This is a genomic window from Pseudomonas sp. QC2 (assembly GCF_002859085.1).
Lineage (GTDB): Bacteria > Pseudomonadota > Gammaproteobacteria > Pseudomonadales > Pseudomonadaceae > Aquipseudomonas > Aquipseudomonas petroselini.
In genome coordinates this window covers 475,252-498,767 of record NZ_PKKS01000023.1, presented here as the reverse complement: position 1 = coordinate 498,767, position 23,516 = coordinate 475,252, and the positions used below count along the sequence as shown (strand labels likewise).

Sequence of the window (23,516 nt, the reverse complement as noted above, 5' to 3'; positions counted from 1 at the left end):
GCTATGCAGCCCAGCGGGAGCAAGCTCCCTCGCCACAATCAGCCTTCCCAACCAAAGATCCCTGTATTCACATTGGTAGCTGACCCAAGGCATCTGTGATGAAATGCGACCCCAACCAATTTCGCGCCGCACCGCCATCACTTGCCGTGAAACCACGTCTGATCCGCCAACTGTTCCTGCCGCCGTTGATCGTCGCCCTGATGATTGGCCTGGGTTATATCGGCTTCTGGATCAGCGAGTACTACGGCATCCGCACCCTCAGCGACACCGGCGAACGCCAGCTGGAGCTGCATGCCCGTACCGTCGAAAGCGAACTGAGCAAATACACCTACCTGCCCAGCTTGCTGGAGCTGGAGTCCAGCGTCTCCACGCTGCTGGCCGACCCGAACCAGGAAACCCGCAAGACCGTCAACGATTACCTCGAAGGCCTGAACCGACGCAGTCGCAGTCGGGCCATCTACGTGATGGACACCACCGGCCGCGTGCTGGCCACCAGTAACTGGCGCGATGCCGACAGTTACCAAGGTGAAGACCTGTCCTTCCGTGCCTATTTCCAGAACGCCGTGCGTGGCCAGCCCGGCCGCTTCTATGGCATCGGCAGTACCAACGGCGAACCCGGTTATTACCTGGCCCACGGCCTGGAAGAGCACGGCAAGATCATCGGCGTCGCCGTGGTCAAGGTGCGCCTCGAAGCCCTGGAAGAACGCTGGCAACGCGCCCGCCTCGAAGCGTTTGTGAGCGACGAGAACGGCATCATCATCCTCTCCAGCGACCCGGCCCGCCGCCTCAAGGCCGTACGCCCGCTGAGCGATGACACCAAGGAACGCCTGGCCCACAGCCTGCAATATTACTGGGCAACCTTGAACGAGCTGGAACCCCTGGCCCGCGAGCGCCTCAACGAAGTCAGCGAGAAACTGACCTTCCCGGCCAACAGCGAAGTGGTCAATGACGAGCATGAAGTCAGCTACCTGGCGCAAACCCGACCGCTCAACGACACGCCGTGGAATTTCACCCTGCTCACCCCGCTCAACGACCTGCGCCGCGCCGCGATCAATCAGGGCATCCTGGTAGCCGTCGCGTTTGGCCTGGTGGCGTTTTTGCTGATTGCCTGGAACGAGCGGCGTAAAGTCATCGCCACGCGCCTCGCCGCGCGCGAAGCCCTGCAGGAAGCCAACAGCCAGCTGGAACGACGGATTGCCGAACGCACCGCCGACTTGCGCGCCAGCAACGAACGGCTCAAGGGTCAGATCCGCGAACGGCGCCAGGCCGAGGAAACCCTGCGTCGCGCCCAGGATGAGCTGGTGCAGGCCGGCAAGCTGGCGGCTATCGGCCAGATGTCGACCAGTATTGCCCATGAACTGAACCAGCCCCTGGCCGCGTTGCGTACCTTGTCCGGCAACACCGTGCGTTTCCTTGAGCGCGGCGCCCTGGACACCGCCAGCGCCAACCTGAAGACCATCAACGAACTGATCGACCGCATGGGCCGCATCACCGCCAGCCTGCGCTCCTTTGCCCGACGCGGTGACGATCAAGGCGAAGCGAGCCTGGCCAAGGCGGTGGACGCCGCGTTCCAGGTACTCGGCGCACGCCTGGACAACCTGCCGCTGACCCTGCATCGCGACTTTTCCAATGCCCAACTGCAAATCGACCAGACGCGCCTGGAGCAGATCCTGGTCAACCTGATCGGCAACGCCCTCGACGCCATGCAAGCCCAACCAGCCCCGGAACTGTGGCTGGAAGGCAGCACCGTCGATGGCAAATACCGCCTGCAAGTGCGCGACAATGGCCATGGCATCGACCCCGAGGCCCGCAAGCATTTGTTCGAACCGTTCTTCACCACCAAACCCGGCGAGCAAGGTCTGGGCCTGGGCCTGACCCTGTCCGCCAGCCTCGCGGCGGCCACCGGCGGTAACCTTGCCGTGGAACACCCGGCCAGTGGTGGAACGGCCTTTGTCTTGTGTCTGCCGTTGGCGGGCGCTCAAAAAGCTGAGTCGACATGAATACAGACGCTACAGCCCTGAAAGACGACCTCACCGTGTTGATCGTCGAAGACGACCCCCATGTGCTGCTCGGCTGCCAGCAAGCCCTGGCCCTGGAAGATATTCCCAGCGTCGGCGTGGGCAGTGCCGAAGAGGCGTTGAAGCGCATCGGCGAGAACTTCGCCGGCATTGTGATCAGCGATATCCGCCTGCCGGGCATCGACGGCCTGGAGTTGCTCACACGCCTCAAGGCCCTGGATAAAAGCCTGCCGGTGGTGCTGATCACCGGGCATGGCGACATCTCCATGGCCGTCGGCGCGATGCGCAACGGCGCGTACGACTTCATGGAAAAGCCCTTCTCCCCCGAACGCCTGGTCGACGTCGCCCGTCGTGCCTTGGAGCAGCGCGGGCTGGCGCGGGAAGTCTGGTCGCTGCGCCGCCAGTTGGCCGAGCGTGATTCGCTGGAAGGCCGCATCATTGGCCGCTCGCCGGCCATGCAGAACCTGCGCGAGCTGATCGCCAACGTCGCCGACACCTCGGCCAACGTGCTGATCGAAGGCGAGACCGGAACGGGCAAGGAACTGGTCGCGCGCTGCCTGCATGATTTCAGTCGGCGTCACTCGCACCAGTTCGTCGCCCTGAACTGCGGCGGGCTGCCGGAGAACCTCTTCGAAAGCGAGATTTTCGGCCACGAAGCCAACGCCTTTACCGGCGCGGGCAAGCGTCGTATCGGCAAGATCGAACACGCCCACGAAGGCACGCTGTTCCTCGACGAAGTGGAAAGCATGCCGATCAACCTGCAAATCAAGTTGCTGCGGGTGTTGCAGGAACGCACCCTGGAACGCCTGGGTTCGAACCAGAGCGTGGCAGTGGATTGCCGGGTGATCGCCGCCACCAAGTCCGACCTCGATGAACTGAGCCGCGCCAGCCAGTTCCGCAGCGACCTGTACTACCGTCTCAACGTGGTGACCCTGGAACTGCCGCCGCTGCGTGAGCGCCGCGAAGACATCCTGCAACTGTTCGAACACTTCCTGCAGCAGTCGTCCCTGCGTTTCGACCGCACCGCGCCTGAACTGGACAACCAGACCCTGTCCAGCCTGATGAGCCACGATTGGCCCGGCAACGTGCGCGAACTGCGCAACGTCGCCGAACGCTTCGCCCTCGGCCTGCCCGCCTTCAAGAAAAGCGGCGCCAGCAGCGGCAGCCAAGGCCTGGCGTTTACCGAAGCGGTGGAAGCCTTCGAGCGCAACCTGCTCAACGATGCCCTGCAACGCAGCGGCGGCAACCTGACCCAGGCCAGCCAGGAACTGGGGATGGCCAAGACCACGCTGTTCGACAAGGTCAAGAAATACGGACTGAGCCACTGATGGACCTGGTATTGAAGGCCGCCCTGGGCGCGGCAGTGGTGTTGATCCTGGCCGCGCTGGCCAAAACCAAAAACTATTACATCGCAGGCTTGGTGCCGCTGTTCCCGACCTTTGCGCTGATCGCCCACTACATCGTCGGCAAGGGCCGTTCGGTGGACGACTTGAAGACCACGATCCTGTTTGGGATGTGGTCGATCATTCCGTACTTTGTGTACCTGGCGACGTTGTATGTGATGGTGGATCGGATGCGGTTGGAAGCGTCACTCGCCGTTGCGGCTGTCGCCTGGTTGATGGCCGCAACCGTCCTGGTCAGCATCTGGGTACGCGTCCACACCTGACACAACTCGATCAAACTGTGGGAGCTGGCTTGCCTGCGATAGCGGTGTATCAGTCAACTCATCTGGCCCAGACATACCGCAATCGCAGGCAAGCCAGCTCCCACATTTGAATTGAGGTGTGTCAGATAGGTCAGCGGACTATTTTGTCCACTTGAATCCCCAGCTTCTTCAGGCGATACCAAAAGCTTCGCTCGGATATCCCGATCTTCGCCGCCGCCGCAGCCTGCACGCCGTTGCTCTCCTGCAACGCCGCCAGGATATAGGCCTTCTCCACCTCCGCCAGCGCCGCGTCCAAATCCTGGGGAATGCCCGGCCCGTCGCTGAGGATCGCCGTCACGCCGCCCTCACTCGGCCTGGACGCAAACAGGTAACCCGGCAAGTCGATGTCCTCGATCACCGGCTTTGCGGCCACGATGGTCGCGCGCTCCACGCAATTCTGCAGCTCACGGATATTGCCCGGCCAGTGATACGCGGCCATGGCCTGCAGGGCCTCCGGGCTGAAACCGGTGATACGTTTGCCGGCGGTGGCACTCAGGGTCTGGGCGAAGTGGCGGGCCAGTGGCGCGATGTCTTCCACGCGCTCGCGCAAGGCCGGCAGCGGGATCGGGAACACGTTGAGGCGGTAATACAGGTCTTCACGAAACTCTTTGTTGGCCACCGCCTCGAGCAAATTCTTATTGGTGGCGGCGATGACCCGCACGTCCACCTTGCGCTCGCGAGGATCGCCCACCGGTTCGATCACCCGCTCCTGCAACGCACGCAGGATCTTGGCCTGCAGCGCCAGGGGCATGTCGCCCACTTCGTCGAGAAACAGCGTGCCCTTGTCGGCCTGCTGGAAGCGCCCTACCCGGTCGGCCACGGCGCCGGTGAACGCGCCTTTACGATGGCCGAACATTTCGCTTTCCAGCAGCCCTTCCGGGATGGCCGCGCAGTTGACCGCCACGAACGGTTTGTCGGCACGGCTGCCGTGCTTGTGGATCGCGCGGGCGACCATTTCCTTGCCGGTGCCGCTTTCGCCGGTCAGCAGGATGGTGGCGCTGCTGTCGCGCACCGAGTCCACCGCTTGCAGCACTTTGCGAAACGCCGGGCTGTCGCCCACCAGGCTGTCGAACTGTGCGTGCTCGTCCAGCTCGGCACGCAGGCGCGCGTTGTCGCGCATGATGTCGCGAAACTGCAGGGCCTTGGCCACAGTGATGTCCAGCTCGTCGATGTCGAACGGCTTGGCGATGTAGTCGTAGGCGCCGTTGCGCATCGACTGCACGGCGTTTTTTACGGTGCTGTAGGCGGTCATCACGATCACCGGCACATGCGGGTAACGCACCTTGATCTCGGCCAGCAGCGCCGGCCCGTCCATGCCTGGCATGCGCCAGTCGCTGATCACCAGGTCGATGTCTTCCTGCTCCAGCACTTTGAGCGCGTGCAGGCCGTTGCCGGCGATAAACACCTGCACGTTGTTCTGGCCCAGGGCCGACGCCAGCAGGTCGCAGAGCTTGGGTTCGTCGTCGACTACCAGAATGTTATGCGTCATGACTGTCCTCGTCGTCTTCGCCCATCGCCGGAATGTACAGGCTGAAGGTGGCGCCGGCATCTTTCTCGCTGGCACATTCGATGCTGCCGTCGTGACTTTCCATGATCGAATAGACTTTGGCCAGGCCCAGGCCGGTGCCGGACGCCTTGGTGGTGACGAATGGCGTGAAGATACGCTCGATCATGTCTGCCGGAATGCCCTGGCCGGTGTCGGCGATGCTGATCACGGTAGTGTCGTCCAGCGTGCGAATGCCCAGGGTCAGGCGCCCGCCTTCGGGCATCGCGTCGATGGCGTTGATAATCAGGTTGAGGCACGCCTGCTTGAGTTGCTTGGCATCCGCGTAGATCGTCGCCCCCGGCGCCTGGTCATCGATGTGCGCGTCGATGTTATGGGTGGCCAGTTCCGGGGCGCAGAAGCCGAGGATTTCTTCCACCAAGGGTCGCGCAGGCTGCAACACCCGCAGCGGTGGGTTGGGCTTGGCGAAGTCGAGGAATTCGGTGATCAGGTCGTTGATGCGGCTGACTTCACTGATCACGTATTCCAGGTGGCGCTTGTCGGTGTCCGCCAGATCCGCGCGGCGGTGCAGCAGCTGCGTTGCGGTCTTGATGATGCCCAGCGGGTTGCGGATCTCGTGGGCCAGGCCCATGGCGACCTCGCCCAAGGCGTGCAGGCGATCACGCCGACGCAACTGCGCTTCGAGGTGATGCAACTCCCCCAGGCGCTCGGTCATGTGGTTGAAAGTGCTGCTCAGCTGCGCCAGCTCGTCGCCGCCGCTCACCACCACGCGGTGCGCGTAATCGCCGGAGATCACTGCGCTCACGCCTTGGGACAGGTCCCGCAGCGGCTTGGTCAGGCGCCGCGACACCAACACCCCCGCTGCCAGCGACAGTGCCGAACTGAGCAGGAAGATCAACACGAACAGATTGCTCTGGTTCACCAGCCCGACCAGGCTGGTGTGGCGCAGCAGGCCGCTGAAAATCACGCCCTGCAAGTCGCCGGCGTCGTTGAAGATCGGCCAGTACAACCCGCTGTAGTTATTGGTGAACTGCTCGCTGGGCTGCTTGGTGCTGCGCATCGCGGTTTCGACGTTCTTGGGAATGCGCGAAGGATGGTCCTCGAAGCGCTGGGTCGAAAAGATCTCGGAGAACCCGTCGGGGTTGGCCAGGTACAGGCGCAGGTCGAGGGAATGCACATCGGCCACACTGGTGAGGAAACTGCTGTCCAGGTAGGTCCCGACCAGCAGCAAATAGTCGACGCCGTCCTGGGTCGTCTCGAAGGTCGAGACCACAATGCCGGTGGATACGCCCCCCACCTGCACCGTCTGCAACACCGTGTTGTTGGCCAGGCTGATCTGCTTGACGATGTCATCGGCGGCGGTGCTGAACACCAGCTTGTGGTCACTGACGCGGATCAGCGCCACCACGTCGATATCGGTGGCGTCGGCAATGTCGGCAGTCAGCCGGTCGTGCTTGGCGGCTTGCCGGCTCGACGGCGGGCTGGTGTAACGCAGGAACAATTTGGCCATGCGCGCGTTGTCGTGAAGGATGTCGCCGATCTCGTCCTTGACGATCTTGGTCGACTCCTGCAGCCAGATGCGCACGTTGCTGTCGAAGATCTGCGACAACGTGGTCGCCGCCAATTCGGCCGCGATCATGGTGGGAATCACGCTGACCAACCAGAAGGCCAGCACCAGCTTGCGCTGGACGCTCCAACGCGAAATGGCAAAGGGGCGGGCTTTCTGGCGGGTCTTGGTGATCATCAGGTTTCGCTCATCGCAGCAGCCATGGCAGGGTCGGAACGATCCGGTCGAATAAACAGTTTTACAAGCTTGAGCAGGCCGTTGACCAGCCGGTTGCGGTGGCGGAAAAACACGCTGTTACCCTGAAACTCGCAGCCCAGGCGCAGCTTACTGGCATACCCGGCCTGTCCGCACTCATACAACGCAATATTGTGTTGAATACAGTAGTCGACGTTGGTCAGCCAGCTGCGGAAGTACAGGTTGTAGTCGCGGGTGAACGCGACGTCATGCCCGAAAAATTTGTCCACCAGCCGGTGTTCGTCCACCAGGATCAGGTTGAACGCGACCAATTGCTCGTCCACCCAGTAAAGAACACAGACCGCGCGCTCATCCAGCCGTTCGAGCACCCCAGTGAAGTAGCTGGCGGGCAGTCGCTCGAACTGCAATTCGGCACGCGTCAGCGTGGCCTCGTACAAGCGCATCACGTCGGGCAGCACGTCGTCGATAGTGCGCCGCCACTCCACCCGCGGCCCTGGTGCGCGCAGTTTGCGGCGCAGGTCCTTGCGCGTGGACTTGCCCAGCGAGCCCAGGTAGGCGTCCACCGACCCATAGGGCAGCGGCAACACGCCCGTGGGCAAGCTCGGCATGCTTTGGAAGCCCGCCGCCCGGCAACTCTCAAGCCAGTGCGGGTCTTTGCTCGGCGCGTCCTTGACCGCCACCAGGCCGATACCAAAGTCATCGGCATCCCGGCGTGCAGCTTGCAGCAGGTGCTGGAGCAACAGCGCACGACTCGCCTGCGGCACGCCACTGGCGAAACCAGCGTCGCAGCGTTCGGCCACCGGCGAACCCAGGGCATACAGCCCCAGTTGCAACAGCCCCGGCCACAGTCGCTCCACACGCTCGGTCAAGCGCTTGCCGGCGCCCGACACCGTGGTGTCGAGGCGATAATGAGTGATGAACGCGGCGGCCACGGCCACCAGCGTTCCATCCTGGTAAACCGCCAGGTAGCGCCACTGGAAATCATCGATAGCGGCGTTTTCCACGGCGACGTAATAGTCCCAGTCCTCCAGGGCACCGGGGAAGCAGTCGTTCCAGGCACTGCGCTGGATGGCCCGGATGGTCGGGAAGGCTTGGGCGGTAATCACTTCGGTCCCTTATTTCTGTAGTGAGCGGGCTTGCCCCGCGCTGGGGGGCGAAGCCGCCCTAAAAACTGCAATTGCGGTTTAACTGGAAAAACTCAGTGCCGGAAATGGGGCGGCTTCGCCACCCAGCGCGGGGCAAGCCCGCTCACTACATAGAGTTCGTTCGCTGATGAAAGCGGCGCTTAGCTCGATGACTCGGCGGTATTGCAGGTCGACGGTGATCATGTGGTAGCAGTTGTCCAACAGGATCTTGGTCACCGGCCCGCCAAGATGGCGCTCCACGTAATCGGCGTTCCAGCGGCTGGTGATGTCGTCCTCGATGGAGTGCAGCACCAGCGCCGGTACGTTGATCGACGGCATGCGTTTTTTGACCACGGCGTTCATCCAGTGCAATTCACGCACCGTCACGCCCTCCATCGTCAACAGGCCCGCCTCGCTGCTTTCGCCTTCCTTCATCTGCCGTTCAACGATGGCACGCAGGCGTTCATTCTTGATGCCGTAGGGCGGCTTCTCGGTAAAGCGGAACAGGCGCACGCCGAACGGGATACGGATCAGCAACGGCGTGATGAACGCCATTTTGTTGATGCTCCAACCGTCGTACTTGAGCGTGGTGGAATACATCAGCAACCCGGCCACCTGGCCCGGATGCTCCGACGCCAGGTACATCGACATCACCGCACCCATCGACAAGCCACCGACAAACACCTGCTCGTGGCGCTGCTTCACGCCCACGAAGGTCTTGCGCACGCCTTCGTACCAGTCACGCCAACCGGTGGCTTGCAGGTCGCTGTTGTCGCCGCAATGCCCGGCCAGGGTAGGCACGTACACCGTGCAGTTGCCCGCCTTGGCCAGGCCCTTGGCGACCTGGCGCAATTCCGTGGGAGTGCCGGTCAGGCCGTGGATCAACAGGATCCCGACCGGACCTTCACCGAGAACGAAGCCGGCATCACCTTCACCGAGGTCGATCTCTGCCGTGTTCACCGGTTGGTCGCCCGCACCAGCAGTTGCTCAAGCAGCTTCAAGCCCAGTTCGATTTCCGGGTAGCTGATTTCCAGGGACGGTGCCAGGGTGATCACGTTTTTGTAGTAACCGCCCACATCGAGGATCAGCCCGAGTTTTTGGCCATCCACTACCATGTCGCCCTTCATGCCTTCTTCGACCATGTAGTCCAGGGTCGCCTTGTCCGGCGTGAAACCATCCGGGCCGCAGATTTCGCAACGCAGGGCCAGGCCCAGGCCGTCGACGTCGCCGATGATCGGGAAACGTTTCTGCAGGTCTTGCAGGCCTTCGAGGAAGAATTTGCCCTTGGCCATGACCATCGCGCCGTAGTCGACTTCGTTGGTCATCTTGAACATTTCCAGGCCGACCGCCGTGCCCAACGGGTTGGAGGCGAAGGTGGAGTGGGTCGAGCCTGGTGGGAAGATCTTCGGGTTGATCAATTCTTCACGGGCCCAGATGCCGCCCAACGGGTTGAGGCCGTTGGTCAGGGCCTTGCCGAACACGATCACGTCCGGCTGCACGTCGAAGTGCTCGATCGACCACAACTTGCCGGTGCGGTAGAAGCCCATCTGGATTTCGTCGGACACCATCAGGATGCCGTGCTGGTCCAGCACCTGCTTGAGTTCGCGGTAGAAGTTCATCGGCGGGATCACGTAGCCGCCGGTGCCCTGGATCGGCTCGACGTAAAACGCGGCGTATTCGCTCTGGCCGACTTTCGGGTCCCACACGCCGTTGTATTCGGTCTCGAACAGGCGGGCGAATTGCTGCACGCAGTGGCTGCCGTACTCTTCCTTGGTCATGCCTTTAGGGCCGCGGAAGTGGTACGGGAACGGGATGAACTGCGCGCGCTCGCCGAAGTGACCGTAGCGGCGACGGTAGCGGTAGCTGGAGGTGATCGACGACGCGCCGAGGGTACGCCCGTGGTAGCCGCCTTCGAAGGCGAACATCAGGCTCTTGCCGTTGGTGGCGTTACGCACCACTTTCAGGGAGTCTTCGATGGACTGCGAACCGCCGACGTTGAAGTGCACACGACCGTCGAGGCCGAATTTCTTCTTGGCGTCGACCGCGATCATTTCCGACAGCTCGATCTTGCCTTTGTGCAGGTACTGGCTGGCGATTTGCGGCAGGGTGTCGATCTGCTGTTTCAGCGCGTTGTTCAAGCGTGGGTTGGCGTAGCCGAAGTTGACCGCCGAGTACCACATTTGCAGGTCGAGGTAGGCCTGGTCTTCGGTGTCCCATACGTAGGAGCCTTCGCAACGGCTGAAAATACGTGGCGGCTCGATGTAGTGGACGGTGTCGCCGTAGGAGCAGTATTTGGCTTCTTTATCCAGAAGGATCTGGTCTTCGGCGGTAGCGATACGGATATCAGACATGGTGGAAGAGTTCCTGATTGTCAGAAGAGCTGTTGAAGGTGGTGGCGTTGGCGGCGATGCCCTGTGGCAGCAGCGCCAGCAATGCAGGCACTTCGGCAAAGGTGTCGAAGCGCGCGTGCGGAATGTGGTTGGCCACGCAGTAGTCGGCGAGGCTGCCCTTGGCAAACACGAAGTCGGCGGTGGAGGCCACGCACATGTCGGACTTGCCGTCGCCGATCACCAGCACGCGCTTGTTGCGCGGCGTGGACTTGCACTTGCAGTTGCCGGAAGCGGCACGGCAGGCATCGCTGGCGTACGGGAAGTCTATGCGCCAGCTGTTCTGGTCGACCTGGCGCAGACGGTTGGCGAGGATCGGCAGCAGGGTCACGTAGTTGCGTGACAGGATCCGCGCGATGCCCTGCTCGATGCCGTCGCTGACGACTTCGATGGACGCACCCAGGCCGATCACGTGATCGACGAAGTCGGGGAAGTCCGGGTCGATCTCGACGCTGTCGAAATACGCCAGCAGTTCGGAGGGGGTGGCCTTGATCAGTGCCAGTTGGCGGCTCAGGCATTCGCGTGAACCGATATGCCCATCCAGCCATTCCTGTTCGATGGTTTCCCACTCGGGGCCGGCGAAGCGTTGGAGGACGTTGTCGATGACATCGGTGGGGGTGATGGTCCCGTCGAAGTCACACACGATATGCCAGTGGATCATCGTTGTTTACCTTGGAGGAGCGCGCTGTGTGCGCTTGCAACAAGGGGTAGAGCAGGGAGTGTGCCAACTGGCGCAGGCCCAGCGGGGCTGGGGCTTTGCTCGGAATGGAGGGCGATTTGTGTCGTAGGAGCTACAATTTTTGTAGCTTGCTACAAACAAGATGAGTGCTTGCGTGGGCACGGCGCTTTGCGCGTTCATGCGCACGTATTCAATCAAGGAACTGTGACCATGTTGAGGATCACATGCGCTGCACTCGCCGGGTTACTTGGCCTGTGGAGTGTTTCAAGCCTGGCACTGGCCGACGGTATCACCGGCGAAGTCGGCGCAGGCGTCAGCTACCAGCCCCATGACCCTACCGGCAGCCGCTACGAAACGCGGCCGGTGCCCTATTTCGATCTGGACTGGGGCTCCGTCAGCCTGAGTACCGATGACGGCTTGACCTGGAGCGCCTTGGACACCCACGGTTTTACCGCAGGCCCGTATATCAATTACCTGCAGGGGCGCACCTCGAACGGCTCGCTGCAGGGGCTGCGCAATGTGTCGGACATGGCCGAGGTGGGCGGTTTTATCCAATATGCGCCGGCTGATTTCTGGCGGGTATACGCCCAGTTGGGCCAGGCCGTCGGCGGCGGGCGAGATCAAAGCGGTGTGCTGGGCAAGGTCGGCGGTGAGCTGGGTTATCCCCTGGGTGGCGGCATCATTGGCAGCACCGGCCTGATGGCGCACTTTGCCGACGCCCGCCAGACCCAGACCTTTTTCGGGGTTGATGCCAATGAGTCCGCGGATTCCGGAATCCGTCCCTACAACGCCAGTGGTGGCTTCCAGAACATGACGCTGACCCAGAGCTTTGAATTCCCCCTGGCGGCCAACTGGTCGCTGTTGACCAGCGCCAGCTGGGTCCACCTGGTAGGCTCGGCCGCCAACAGCAGCATCGTCAAGGAAACCGGCGACGTGAACCAGGGCCAGGTGCAGACGGCTATCAGCTATAAGTTCGATTGAGGTTGGTCTGGGCTTTGCAATGAGGTGCTGGAATCCATTTTTCCAGGACATTCTTCATGGCTCGCCCCGCTTACCGCCTGCTGCATCATTCACTCTGGGACCTGGTGCCCATCGCGCTGGGCCTGGCGCATTTCGCCTTTGTCGTCTGGCTGGTTGGCGCTTTCCACAGCCTGGACTGGTGGGCCTTGGTGCCCCTGGCGCTGGTCTACGCGATCAGTCTGTCGTGGAGCATCAACAGCATCTCCCACAACCAGATCCATAACGCCTACTTCAGCCATCGCGCGATGAACCGGGCCTTCGACCTGTTGCTGTCGGTGACCATCGGTTTTTCCCAGACGCTCTACCGCGATATCCACAACCGCCATCACCGTGGCAACGCCGACCTGCCGGGGCCGGATGGCAAAACCATCGACCCGCTGTCGATCTACCAGCGCGGCCACGATGGCCAGCCGGAGAACCCGTGGGCCTATACCTTCCTGAGTTTTTTCCGCGACGATCCCAAGCCCTTCTATGACGAAATGAAGCGCAAACGTCCGGCGGATGCGCGTTGGGTCAAGGTCGAGATCGGCGTGACAGTGGCGTTCTATCTCGCCCTGGCCTTCTACAACTGGCAGGCGGTAGTGTGGTTGCTGCCGTTCTGGTACCTGGGCCAGTGCCTGTCATCGCTCAATGGCTACTACGAGCACTTCGGCGGCAACCCGGACCTGCCGATTGCCTGGGGCGTAAGCGCCTACGGTGTGCTGTACAACCTGATCTGGATGAACAACGGCTACCACGCCGAGCACCACTACCGGCCGAAGATGCACTGGACGAAAGTGAAGGCGTTTCATCGAGAGATTGCCGAGCAGCAGCGTGCGGCTGGAGTGAAAACGCTTCCGGTGTCCCATGGATTAGGATTTTTAGTCGCACACCGCAAATTCCGCGGCTAACCCCGACCTTGTAGTGAGCGGGCTTGCCCCGCGCGAGGCCAGCCCGCTCACTACAAAAACCAAGCCGATCAGTTCTCTTCACCTTCGGCCAACAACACAATCCCGCCAATGATCACCGCCACCCCCACCCAGTGCAGCGGGCTGATATGTTCCCCCAGCCCCAGCCACGAACCCAGCAACACCACCACAAACACCAGCGAACTCAGCGGAAACGCCAGGGACAGGCTGCTGCGCCGCAGGATCAGCATCCAGACGAAAAACGCGCCGATATAACTGGCGATCGCCGCCAGGATCCCAGGGTTGCGCGCCACCTCACCCAGCCACTGCCAATTGAAATCCATCTGCCCCAATTGATCCCCGGCCACTTTGGTAAACAGCTGGCCCGCGCTTTCGGTGCAGATCAACAAGGCCCACAGCACCACCGTGCCGAAGCGCCCGTGCAGCCATCCGGTATTCATCGTTTGCGTACTCATGCCTGGCTCCCTGCAATCGCCACCAACATCACACCTAAGGTAATCACCAGCGTGCCCGCCCAACGGCGGCGGCTGACGGTCTCGCCCAGCACCACCTTGCCCGCCAGCACGACCCCGCAATACGCCAGCGCGGCGGCCGGAAACAACAGGCTCAACGGCGCGCGGGACAAGGCCTCGAGCCACACGAAAAATTCGATCGCATAGGCGCCGATCCCGGCCCACAGCAACGGCGCATTAAACACTTGGCCCCAGAACGCATTCAGGCGAAAGCCGCCGTCCAGCTCGGGCAACCGGTCCAGGCCGATCTTGAAACACAGCTGGCCGATCACATCGAGCACGATGGAAAACGCCACCAGCAACACCACGGTCAAGGTCACGGGAACAGTTCCTCAAACAGATCAATCAAGGCTTCATTGGTGGCGGCGTTGCGCTGCAGGTCTTGCGCGCTCCAACGCTCGGGTGGCGGCTGGTCGGACTTGGCTTCCCAGCGCTTGAACGCGTTGCTGAAGGCAGGCTGGGCGAACTCGCCGCACACATCGATGCCGATGATGCGCTTGCGCGCCGCCAACGCCCGCAGGGCTTGCAGCAGGTGAGTCAGGCGCATGCCGCCCTGGTCCCAGTTGGTCGCCGCGTCTTCACTGGCGAGCACGTCTTTGTCGACGGTGATCCAGATCGCTTCGGTGGGCAGGCTGCTGATCATCTGCTCGAGAAACGCCGTCCAATCCAGCTCGGCCAGGTTGCGCCAGTGCAGGTGGTCTTCCTGCTGACGATGGCCGGCGCCATCGCCTACCCGCCCCCAGACTTTCGACGGCGCGTGCTGCCAGGGAAACAGCTGCAAGTGCCCGCGCTTGAGGGCGCCAAGGTTGCCGCCGCGCAGTTGCGGGTTATGCAGGTCGTCGCTGCACGGGCCGAGGGTGACGATGCGTTTGATCGCCGGCATTTTCAGCGCACGGTTGACCCACGAACCACAGTGGCGCTTGGGCGCGAAGCGTACCCAGTCGGGGTGGTTGTCGAAGTGGATCAGGCTGATCGGTTCTTTGAGATCGGCCAGAAAGGCCGGTGTGAGGTGGTGATAGTCGCCGGAACCGACAAACAGGATTTCCGGCCGCGCATCCGTAGGCCGGGGCCGCTGGGCCAGACGTTCGGCGAAGCGCTTCCAGGTTTTTTCGGTGGACCACAAGCGCAGCTTGGGGCCCAGGTCCAGCAGGTCGATACGGTGGGCGCGGCCATTGGCCAAACGCCGGGCAATCGGTGCCTGGGCGGTGAGGCTGTGGTCGAGGTCAAGAATGTTCAAGGCAGTGTCCCCTAAGGCTTTAAGGGGTCAATGCAAGGGGCGGGCCAGCACTTATCTCAAGAACACCGAGAAACAAATGTGGGAGGGGGCTTGCCCCCGATAGCAGAGTGTCAGTCAACACATGTTTTGACTGAACCACCGCTATCGGGAGCAAGCCCCCTCCCACAGGTTGACCCGTGTTCGACTTTAGTTTTTCGAGTCGTTGATGATCTGGCGAATCGCGCCCACAAACGCCTCCGCCGGCTGCCCACCGCTGACGGCGTACTGATCATTGAACACGATGGTCGGCACCGAGCTCACGCCACGGGAGATCCACAACTGCTCTTGCTCACGCACGTCGGCGGCGTATTCGTCGGAGGCAAGAATCTCGGCCGCGCGTTTGATATCCAGGCCGACGCTTTCGGCGATGATCGCCAGGGTGGCGTGGTCGGACGGGTCCTGCCCATCGGTGAAGTACGCCTTGAACAGCGCTTCCTTGAGGTTGTACTGCAACCCTTCCAGCCCGGCCCAATGCAGCAGGCGGTGCGCGTCGAAGGTGTTGTAGATGCGGCTCTGGCCATCGGTGCGAAAGGCAAAGCCCAGCTCGGCACCCATGTCGCGGATACGCGCACGGTTGGCCTGGGATTCTTCGGCGCTGGAGCCGTATTTCTCGGTGATGTGTTCGACGATGTTCTGACCGATGGCAGGCATGTTCGGGTTCAGTTCGAACGGCTGGAAATGGATCTCGGCCTGCACCTCGGCGCCAAGCTGATCGAGGGCTTCGGTCAGGCCGCGCAGGCCGATGATGCACCAGGGGCAGGACACGTCGCTGACGAAATCGATTTTCAGGGGGGTACTCATGGCAGGCAACCTCGCTAGCAGTAATGTGCCGTAAAGGTTGCACGATACACCAATGTCACAACACCTTTGCAGGCTCGCCCAAGTCAATCTGCGCCCAGTGCGCGGCATCTTCGCGATGGGCTTGCAGGTACGGCAACACCGCCGCCAGCAACGGCGCCTTGAACGCTTCCTGGAAACGATGGGCCAGGCCGGGGATCAGCTTCAACTGACTGCCCTGGATATGCGCCGCCAGGTGCACGCCATGCATCACCGGCAGCAACGGGTCAGCAGTACCGTGCACCACAAGGGTCGGCACGCGCAGTTGGTTGAGCAACGGCACGCGGCTCGGTTCGGCGAGGATCGCCATGATCTGGCGCTTCACGCCGTCCGGGTTGAAGGCCCGGTCGTAGGACAGCGCCGCCTGGTGCAGCAACACCTGGCGATCATCCTTCACGTTCGGGCTGCCCAGCGCCGCCAGTAGATCGGCTTGCTGCTCCAGGGCCACTTCACGATTCGGCGCGCTGCGCCGCGACAGCAATTGCACCAGCGCCGCGTTCGGTGCCGGCAGGCCTTCGGCGCCGGAACTGGTCATGATCAGCGTGAGGCTCTCGACCCGCTGCGGCGCCATGGCCGCCAGGTGCTGGGCGATCATCCCGCCCATGCTCGCGCCCAGCACGTGGAATTGCTGGATCTGTAAGGCGTCCATCAAGCCGATGGCGTCGTCGGCCATATCGGTCAAGGTATACGGCGCCGCCAACGGCAGGCCGAGCTTGTAGCGCAGCACTTCAAAGGTCAGGTTGGCATTGGCCGGTGCCTGGCGCCACGTGGACAGGCCGACGTCGCGGTTGTCATAGCGGATCACCCGAAACCCTTGCTGGCACAGGGCGACGACGACTTCGTCGGGCCAATGGATCAACTGCCCGCCCAGCCCCATCACCAGCAGCAAGGCCGGGTCGGACGCACGGCCGATGCTCTGGTAGGCGATGCTCACCTGAGCCAGGTCGACCGTTTGGGTCGGGACATTAACGTCACATCGAGAAGCCGCAAAAGACGGCAGGCCGAACAATAGAGCGGCCAGTAAAAGCAACACGCGCATGAAAAACACCGAAACGCAGAACCCCAGTAGAGCGCGAGTCTGATGAAGTTTGTTCAAGCGCGCTGCCACAGTTGCGTGACAGTTTGATGAAGCCCGCTCAACGGTCACTGCGACAACTATCTAAGCCCCCACAGAAGTCACGCCGACGTTCAATGCCCGTTACTTCATTGATCCCGAGACATTCTGATGGCGGAACAACTCAACACACGCATTACCCTCAGCGACATTCGCAGGCCCTCGTCCCCTCTTGGTCGTGCTGTGGATGAGCATCTCTTGCTGCAAGCGCGCGAGAGCTGGCAGGACAGTCGCCAGCGCTTGCTTGACCTGATGGCGACCGCGCCCAGCGTGCGCGCATCGATCAACACACTGATCAGGCAGGAATTGGACGTGGATGGCGAGCAGGTACATCTGCATTTCGCCGCGCAAGGTGATGCCCCTGCCCGGGATGTCACGCTCACGGACGCCTGGGCCTACGCTCAACAACACTATGCGTTCGCGGGCGTAGACCCCACCCTCGACCAACGCTGCACACTCACTGGTCTCTCTGAAGAGACGACACCGGTTGCGCTGCTGCAACGGTTGCTGAAGCTGAACCTGCGGCATGGGATCAGAAGCCACTGGATCACCTGGTGTATTGCCCGCGCGCCCGGCACCCCGATGGCCCGGCGCGAACTGGCCAACCAACTGTACCGCCAGCATTTCCTGGCCGCCGCCCAACATGCCGTCGCCGTGAGCGAGATCAATACCGACCAGGTGGCCCCGCTCCTACGGCTGGTCGATCCACCTGCCGGCGAACAACCCGCCGACGGCCAGGCCCTGTATGTCGAGCAACTGCTGTTGACGTCTGCCAGCGGCCCTACGGTCGAGGTGCCGGGTGCGTTGGTCATGACCCGTACCGACCAGGACAACCCTGTGACTCAGTGTGTGTACTTGCCCACCCGACAGCCGGCGCTGATGGTATTCGGCGACCGCGTTCGCCTGGAAACCTGGCTACGTGATCAGCCGGAATTGTTCCCCGGCGTCACGCAGATAACCCGCGAGCACGGCATCGAGTACCGTACGGTTGAGACCCCCTTGGAGGCAGGGCTGGCACACCTTCAGGAGCATTGGATCAAGCAAAAACAAGACACCCTGACGTCTGCGGCCGACGGTGATTTGGCCGAGCACGGCGCGAGCGCGCTGCACACTGCCGAGCGGATCGACCGCCTGCAACGGGAGCCACTGTTCGCTGCAGCCCCAGAACTGCCCGCTGCACCCGACAGTACCGAAAACCCGCCGCCCTTTACTGGCTTGACCGCCGATGTGCCATTGGGGCTACGCCGCCAGGCCTTGAAACAACAGCAAAACGCCCTTGAAGTCTTCGCGGGCGAGGACAACTCGCGCCTGGCCTTACTCACCCCTCTATTCGATGCACTGCATCAGGCCCGGCAGCAGGCCTACACAGCAGCCGGCGCTTTGCTCGATCAAAAACCTGCGCTCATGCTGTCGGAGCTACTGCAGAAGCACACCCCTCAATACACCGCCCTGCTGCAGGCGCGATGGCAGGGGTTGAAGCAGGAAGCCGAGCTGCTACGACAGTTGAATCAAATCAGCATCCCAGAATACCAGTGGTTGATGGATGGGCTGGACCCCGACAAACCACCCGCCAAGGACATCGCGGTCGCCTGCCTCGTCCTGTCCATGATCGAGCAGAAGAACGGCGAAAAAACCATCAGCCAAAAAGAACTCGAGGGTGTGCTGCTGATTACCCAAGCCAGCACCTTGAAAGCATTGCCCTCCTCGCCCAACAGCCTGCTGCTCTACTGGCCAGGCCACAATGGTGGTGTGCATCGCTTTGACAACTTTGCGCAGTTGCAAGCGTGGTTCTTCGTCCAAACCTCCACTCAGCCGGCGCTGACGCTTGAGCCCCGTCTGCTGAGCCAGAAGGCCTTCGATTACAGCTTGCACCAGCAGCTTTCCAACGGTGTGCAGCAGATTGAAGTGCTGTTGCACCGCACATCCGAGCCCGAACAGGCCCTGCAACAAGCCACTGAACTGCAAGCCATCCGCGTAAAACTGCTGCACGAACTGGGCGTACCGGCGAATGAAGCACGCGAACTGGCTTATACCCAGTGGCGTGAGCGACAGCAGACGGGCGCCCTGGCCGAACACCTGACAACCTGGCTCACTACCGTCAGCGCCGAAGACCGAGCCCAGCTCAAGGCATGGATCGAAGACTATTGGCGGGCCATGCGCAGGGCCGATCACGCGCTGGAACAAAAACTGCCCCTGAGCCACACCTACTGCAAGACCCAGCTTGAAAAGCGCCTGAACCGGGATTTCGCCCTCAAACAGCCCTTTTCCGTGACACTGGATTTGCCCGAAACCGTTGCCCACCGGCAGCACTTTTTCGCCGCGCCCGGCGCACCGGGAACCCCGACCAAAACCGTGCTGGAACCCAGCACGGCCCGAGTCAGCCTGAGCCTTGAAGACCTGGCGTTGGGTAACATCGATAACGCACTCAGTGAACGCCTGGGCTTTATGAAAGTGCTCGTCAGCACGCTCGATACGAATGAGCGTGAAGTCCTCGCGGCAGCCCTCACCCGCGCTACGTGAAAACAATGGTCACCGAGCTGGACGTGGCACAACAGTATGAGGACCTGATCAAGGAGACATGGCTGGGCACCGACCGGGAAGCCTCGTTTACTCGCGACGCTCGCCTGGAATGCCTGATGGAACCCCACCGCCTGATACTGAAGATTCAGGGTCGGTTGGCGCACTTGAACGGCACCCTCACGGCGGATGAACTGCAGGTGTTCAACCGGGCCGCCGAGCAGGCCAAGCCGGTGGGTCTCGTTGTGCTACCCGCCGTACTCAGTGTCGGCGGGGCGGACACCGATGACGGCCCCAGCACGTTGTCCGGCATCAGCTTCATTGAAGAAAAAAGCACCGGGCTGACCCTCCTCTACCTGCCCGACAGCCCGGACCGCCAATACGTGCGCCGCTTCGATACCCGCGAGCAAGCCCGCCAGGCCCTCTACAACCTGTGTCTGTCCAGCGACATGGTCAGTTACCTGGCCGCACGCGCGGTGCCCGGAGACGTCGAACGCCATGCCGGCCGGATCAACCAGGCTGTGCTGAAAAACTATAGTGCCCTGATTGCCATCGGCAAACCCTGGCCAGGCGCACCGTCGCTGGCCACTCACGTGTTCAACGCCCACATGGGCCGCTTGCTTGAGGCTCACCGCGCCACCTCACGCTCCAACAGCGAGCTGTACCGGGAACGCTATGCGATGAAGGGTGAGCAGGCCTTTACCTGGATCAAGATGGCCATGGGTGTGGTACCCATTGTGGGTACCGCCATCGGTCTGCACGATGGTTGGACCAGTGCCAACGAAGCCGTCCGTGCGTTTCGGCGCGGCGACCCGGTTGAAGGATTACAGGCGGTAACGCAGGTCCTGCAATCACTGATCGATGCCGCCATCGACGTGGGCACCGGCGTGCTCATCACCCCGAATGCCGCGCGTGCACGCACCGCCGCGCGCCAACTGCGCAACGCGTTCAACGTGAGCGGTTATTTGCGTCCGCCACCGAGCCGCAGTGCCCATATAGGCCTGCGGTTCAGCGGTTACGAATACGAGAAAGCGCTCTCGCTCGGTCACCTGCAGCCGGCGACATACGGCCTTTATCGTCACATCTACCGGCATGCCGACGGCGACTTCATCCTGCGCAGGCATGCGCTCTATCAGGTTGAGCTGCAGGATGGTCACTGGCGCCTGAGCGGCAACTCGAAAAAAACCTACAAGCAGCCGATCGCCCTGGATGAAACCGGGCAATGGGACACGCACTTCGGTGTCTACGGCACCTCACACCCCGGTGGCCTGGCAGGCGGCGGTGCGGCGCTCGGGCACTTGGCAGATAGGCTGGACCCGCTGTGGCCGTTGGCAATTCGTGAGCGTCTGCCGCGCTGGTGGACCGATCAGGTCTACCGTCGGCAGCGTGCACTGACGGCCAGTGTCGAACAGACTTATCATCACTTCGATCAAAACCATCAGCGGGTCGGCACGTTGGTAAATCGCTATGAAAATGGCGAGACAGGCTTGTTCGACGATCTAGTAACCGAGCTGGCGCAAGGCATAGAGCTTGCCAAGCAGCTTCATGAGCAACTCGACCAAGTCATTCCATTGGTCCGCGGCAACCGGGCCAGGACCGGAAATAGAGCCAAAAGTGATGCCGCGTATGAAGTGGTCTGGAAGTCCCAATGGCTGATCAAGCTCAGGGGAGAACGGATGGTCACCCATTCCGATGACATAGAAAACCTGACCGCTCTTCTAGAGGCCACACCCTATGAGCAAGTGACGGCACGGGCGGCCCTCAGGGAACAGATCAGGGGCAAACACATTGCCAACCTTGAGCACTTTCGCCACACCGAGACCGCGATGGAGACCATGAACACTTGGAACAGCCGGGTCTCCCTCCGTGAGCAACGACAACGAATAACCAATGCCTCAGAGGTGATAAACCGACACCTGTCCGAGAGAAAACGTAACTACACCAAGGTCGCCGCCTTGCTGGACGTTATCGATCATGGCAAGGCGCTGTCGGACGTCTCCTGGCATTACCTGCAAGGTGCGCTGAAGAACGCCAAAACCACGACCTGGCGTGCGTTGGATCTGCAAACCGACTTGCTGGAAATCAGTTCGAACCTCAACCAACGCAACACGATCCTCAATTTCTGCATTAATGCCTACGAAAACATGCGGATGAACCTGGACCGCTGGTCAACCAGTTACCCCCAACATTTCGACCCGGTTTACGTCCCCCAACTGCGCGCCGAACTGGAAAAAATGGCCGAGCGCGCCCGTAAAACCTTGCGTGAGCCTGCACCGCGCAAGCCCACCAGCAGCCCCCGCAGAATTTTCGAAACTGAAGACAACACACTGCTGATCGGCGTGGAAAGCTGGGAACCCTCGACCGGCGTGCGTCGCTATACCATTACCGGCGCCCAAGGCCGTACCGAGATCTGGGAGCAAACCGCGAATGGCCGGTATTACCTGACCAACCCCGAGCCCATTGTCGAGGTGGTGGCCGCCAAGAACCTCAACGCCCTGGTCATTGAAGCGCAAGCACGTCTGAGGGCCGTCACTTCTTACATCAAAAAAGTGCGTGATTACGCTCGCCACGGCCTGCTGCCGGTCGAAATGGAGGAGATGCTGGCAAGAGAAGCCGAGGAACTGCTCACCCGGGCGCGGACCATCGCGCCCTTGGCGCCCGATCATATGACCCTCAAACAGCTGCAGGACGGCGCGACACAGCTGAAAGCAACCGGCCGTACCCTGCGGACTGAGTTTTCCCTGTCAAGTAAACAGCCCACCGATGGCATGCTTGATGACCTGGCCAGCCATAAGGTGGTCGAGGTGCGACGTAACAGCGGGTTGAAACGCCTGGCCCCATTACGCGATGGACGCCCGGATTTCATGCAGGAATATGAAGTCTGGGACCTGACAGCCTTGCCGCCGAAGCCGCTGTGGTACGCGCACTTTCATTACAACCGGCGCGCAGCGACGTTCGATCAGTTCGAGAAAGCCCATTTGAAGCTGCCGGAGCATCGGGGCCTGACTCACGGTGATGACCCGACATTGCCGTTCTCCGATATCGGCAAAAAATCCTCGGCGCTGCCTCATATCCGTCCGTTGTGGGTCGCTGCCGACGAGGTTTCGGCGTCGTGACGCTCGGCAGGGGTTGAATGAGAGGCTGTAAACATGAGACAAATTCAACCATTCCCTCTCAAACATCAAATTTACTCATGGATAACCCGTGCTAGAGATCCGCCACCTCAAGACCCTGCACGCCTTGCGCGAAGCCGACAGCCTGGTCGAAGCCGCTGAACGCCTGCACCTGACTCAATCGGCGCTTTCTCATCAGTTCAAGGAACTGGAGGAACGCCTGGGCATGCCGTTGTTCGTGCGCAAGACCAAGCCGCTGCGCTTCACCAGCGCCGGCCTGCGCTTGCTGCAACTGGCCGACGCCACCCTGCCGCTGCTGCGCGGCGCCGAGCGCGACATTGCACGCTTGGCCGGCGGCACCGCCGGGCGTTTGCACATGGCCATCGAGTGCCACAGCTGCTTTCAGTGGCTGATGCCGACCATCGACCAGTTCCGCGATGCCTGGCCGGAAGTCGAGCTGGACCTGGCCTCGGGCTTTGCCTTCGCGCCGCTGCCGGCGTTGGCCCGTGGTGACCTGGACTTGGTGGTGACGTCCGACCCGCTGGAACTGCCAGGCATTACCTATGTGCCGCTGTTCACCTATGAAGCCATGCTCGCCGTGGCCAACCAGCACGCGCTGGCGAACAAGGCCTACATCGTGCCGCAAGACCTGCTGACCGAAACCCTGATCACCTACCCGGTGGAGCGCGACCGCCTGGACATCTTCACTCGCTTCCTCGAACCGGCCGACGTTGAGCCGGCTCAGGTGCGCACCTCGGAACTGACGGTGATGATGATGCAACTGGTGGCCAGCGGCCGTGGCGTGTGCGGCATGCCTCACTGGGCGCTGCATGAATACAGCTCGCGCGGCTACGTGAAAGCCAAGCGGCTGGGTGAGAAGGGTTTGTTTGCGACGCTGTATGCAGGGATTCGCGCGGACATGCTGGACGCGCCGTATATGCGCGACTTTCTGCTGACCGCGAAGGACACCTCGTTTTCCACCTTGGATGGGGTCAGCGCGGTGCGTTGAAAGGCTCAGCTCAACCGGTGGAAGGGGGCTT

At 61.8% G+C, this 23,516-nt stretch carries 19 protein-coding genes; 8 read left to right on the top strand and 11 right to left on the bottom strand.

All coding sequences use genetic code 11. From position 1 onward, the window contains the following. The first annotated feature begins 98 nt into the window (after positions 1 to 98). Genes QCBJ_RS23005 through QCBJ_RS22995 form a run of 3 tightly spaced genes read left to right on the top strand, consistent with a single transcriptional unit; the run spans position 99 to position 3,684 of the window. Positions 99 to 2,000 (top strand): sensor histidine kinase, encoded by a 1,902-nt coding sequence (locus QCBJ_RS23005; RefSeq protein WP_043204857.1) that lies wholly within the window; start codon positions 99 to 101, stop codon positions 1,998 to 2,000. Next, positions 1,997 to 3,346 (top strand): sigma-54 dependent transcriptional regulator, encoded by a 1,350-nt coding sequence (locus tag QCBJ_RS23000; protein ID WP_012722473.1) that lies wholly within the window; start codon positions 1,997 to 1,999, stop codon positions 3,344 to 3,346. The genes QCBJ_RS23005 and QCBJ_RS23000 overlap by 4 nt, the downstream gene beginning before the upstream one ends. After that, on the top strand, positions 3,346 to 3,684 hold the full coding sequence (locus QCBJ_RS22995; RefSeq protein ID WP_012722472.1) for a GlpM family protein: 339 nt from the start codon (positions 3,346 to 3,348) through the stop codon (positions 3,682 to 3,684). Before QCBJ_RS23000 ends, QCBJ_RS22995 begins: the two co-directional genes overlap by 1 nt. 130 nt (positions 3,685 to 3,814) lie before the next feature. Here QCBJ_RS22995 and QCBJ_RS22990 read toward each other — a convergent pair whose 3' ends face one another. The 6 genes from QCBJ_RS22990 to QCBJ_RS22965 all read right to left on the bottom strand — a co-directional run bounded on the left by QCBJ_RS22990 (position 3,815) and on the right by QCBJ_RS22965 (position 11,161). Further along, entirely contained in the window at positions 3,815 to 5,212 is a 1,398-nt protein-coding gene (locus QCBJ_RS22990) for a sigma-54 dependent transcriptional regulator (protein ID WP_012722471.1), read from the bottom strand. Then, entirely contained in the window at positions 5,202 to 6,971 is a 1,770-nt protein-coding gene (locus tag QCBJ_RS22985; RefSeq protein ID WP_012722470.1) for a HAMP domain-containing sensor histidine kinase, read from the bottom strand. Before QCBJ_RS22985 ends, QCBJ_RS22990 begins: the two co-directional genes overlap by 11 nt. Beyond that, complete coding sequence (locus tag QCBJ_RS22980) at positions 6,971 to 8,095, bottom strand: GNAT family N-acetyltransferase (protein WP_102061667.1); 1,125 nt, start codon at positions 8,093 to 8,095, stop codon at positions 6,971 to 6,973. Before QCBJ_RS22980 ends, QCBJ_RS22985 begins: the two co-directional genes overlap by 1 nt. A gap of 78 nt (positions 8,096 to 8,173) precedes the next feature. Beyond that, entirely contained in the window at positions 8,174 to 9,073 is a 900-nt protein-coding gene (locus QCBJ_RS22975) for a carboxylesterase (RefSeq protein WP_093542007.1), read from the bottom strand. Then, a complete protein-coding gene (locus QCBJ_RS22970; RefSeq protein WP_046034430.1) occupies positions 9,070 to 10,464 on the bottom strand; it encodes an aspartate aminotransferase family protein in 1,395 nt (464 codons plus the stop codon). Before QCBJ_RS22970 ends, QCBJ_RS22975 begins: the two co-directional genes overlap by 4 nt. Beyond that, complete coding sequence (locus tag QCBJ_RS22965; RefSeq protein ID WP_102061666.1) at positions 10,457 to 11,161, bottom strand: MtnX-like HAD-IB family phosphatase; 705 nt, start codon at positions 11,159 to 11,161, stop codon at positions 10,457 to 10,459. Before QCBJ_RS22965 ends, QCBJ_RS22970 begins: the two co-directional genes overlap by 8 nt. 228 nt (positions 11,162 to 11,389) lie before the next feature. Between QCBJ_RS22965 and QCBJ_RS22960 the strand changes: the two genes are divergently transcribed. Then, the gene (locus QCBJ_RS22960; RefSeq protein ID WP_102061665.1) at positions 11,390 to 12,160 is read left to right on the top strand and encodes a MipA/OmpV family protein; all 771 of its coding nucleotides are present in this window, start codon (positions 11,390 to 11,392) and stop codon (positions 12,158 to 12,160) included. 56 nt (positions 12,161 to 12,216) lie between these two features. Further along, the gene (locus tag QCBJ_RS22955) at positions 12,217 to 13,089 is read left to right on the top strand and encodes a fatty acid desaturase (RefSeq protein ID WP_093542009.1); all 873 of its coding nucleotides are present in this window, start codon (positions 12,217 to 12,219) and stop codon (positions 13,087 to 13,089) included. 68 nt (positions 13,090 to 13,157) lie between these two features. Here QCBJ_RS22955 and QCBJ_RS22950 read toward each other — a convergent pair whose 3' ends face one another. The 5 genes from QCBJ_RS22950 to QCBJ_RS22930 all read right to left on the bottom strand — a co-directional run bounded on the left by QCBJ_RS22950 (position 13,158) and on the right by QCBJ_RS22930 (position 16,771). Beyond that, positions 13,158 to 13,562 (bottom strand): EamA family transporter, encoded by a 405-nt coding sequence (locus QCBJ_RS22950; protein WP_043204854.1) that lies wholly within the window; start codon positions 13,560 to 13,562, stop codon positions 13,158 to 13,160. Next, positions 13,559 to 13,939, bottom strand: a complete 381-nt coding sequence (locus QCBJ_RS22945) for a hypothetical protein (RefSeq protein ID WP_064054885.1) — start codon at positions 13,937 to 13,939, stop codon at positions 13,559 to 13,561. Before QCBJ_RS22945 ends, QCBJ_RS22950 begins: the two co-directional genes overlap by 4 nt. After that, positions 13,936 to 14,856, bottom strand: a complete 921-nt coding sequence (locus QCBJ_RS22940; protein ID WP_102061664.1) for an arginase — start codon at positions 14,854 to 14,856, stop codon at positions 13,936 to 13,938. The genes QCBJ_RS22945 and QCBJ_RS22940 overlap by 4 nt, the downstream gene beginning before the upstream one ends. A 186-nt stretch (positions 14,857 to 15,042) precedes the next feature. Next, entirely contained in the window at positions 15,043 to 15,696 is a 654-nt protein-coding gene (locus QCBJ_RS22935) for a DsbA family oxidoreductase (RefSeq protein ID WP_102061663.1), read from the bottom strand. A gap of 55 nt (positions 15,697 to 15,751) precedes the next feature. Continuing rightward, the gene (locus QCBJ_RS22930) at positions 15,752 to 16,771 is read right to left on the bottom strand and encodes an alpha/beta fold hydrolase (RefSeq protein ID WP_102061662.1); all 1,020 of its coding nucleotides are present in this window, start codon (positions 16,769 to 16,771) and stop codon (positions 15,752 to 15,754) included. Positions 16,772 to 16,957: 186 nt separating this feature from the next. Between QCBJ_RS22930 and QCBJ_RS22925 the strand changes: the two genes are divergently transcribed. The 3 genes from QCBJ_RS22925 (at position 16,958) to metR (ending at position 23,485) form a co-directional block, all read left to right on the top strand. Beyond that, the gene (locus QCBJ_RS22925) at positions 16,958 to 19,366 is read left to right on the top strand and encodes a dermonecrotic toxin domain-containing protein (RefSeq protein WP_145994241.1); all 2,409 of its coding nucleotides are present in this window, start codon (positions 16,958 to 16,960) and stop codon (positions 19,364 to 19,366) included. Positions 19,367 to 19,371: 5 nt separating this feature from the next. After that, positions 19,372 to 22,479: an exodeoxyribonuclease VII small subunit gene (locus QCBJ_RS22920; protein WP_102061660.1), complete on the top strand. Its 3,108-nt coding sequence runs from the start codon at positions 19,372 to 19,374 to the stop codon at positions 22,477 to 22,479. 88 nt (positions 22,480 to 22,567) lie between these two features. Then, complete coding sequence (gene metR / locus QCBJ_RS22915) at positions 22,568 to 23,485, top strand: transcriptional regulator MetR (RefSeq protein ID WP_012722457.1); 918 nt, start codon at positions 22,568 to 22,570, stop codon at positions 23,483 to 23,485. Positions 23,486 to 23,516: the final 31 nt, after the last annotated feature.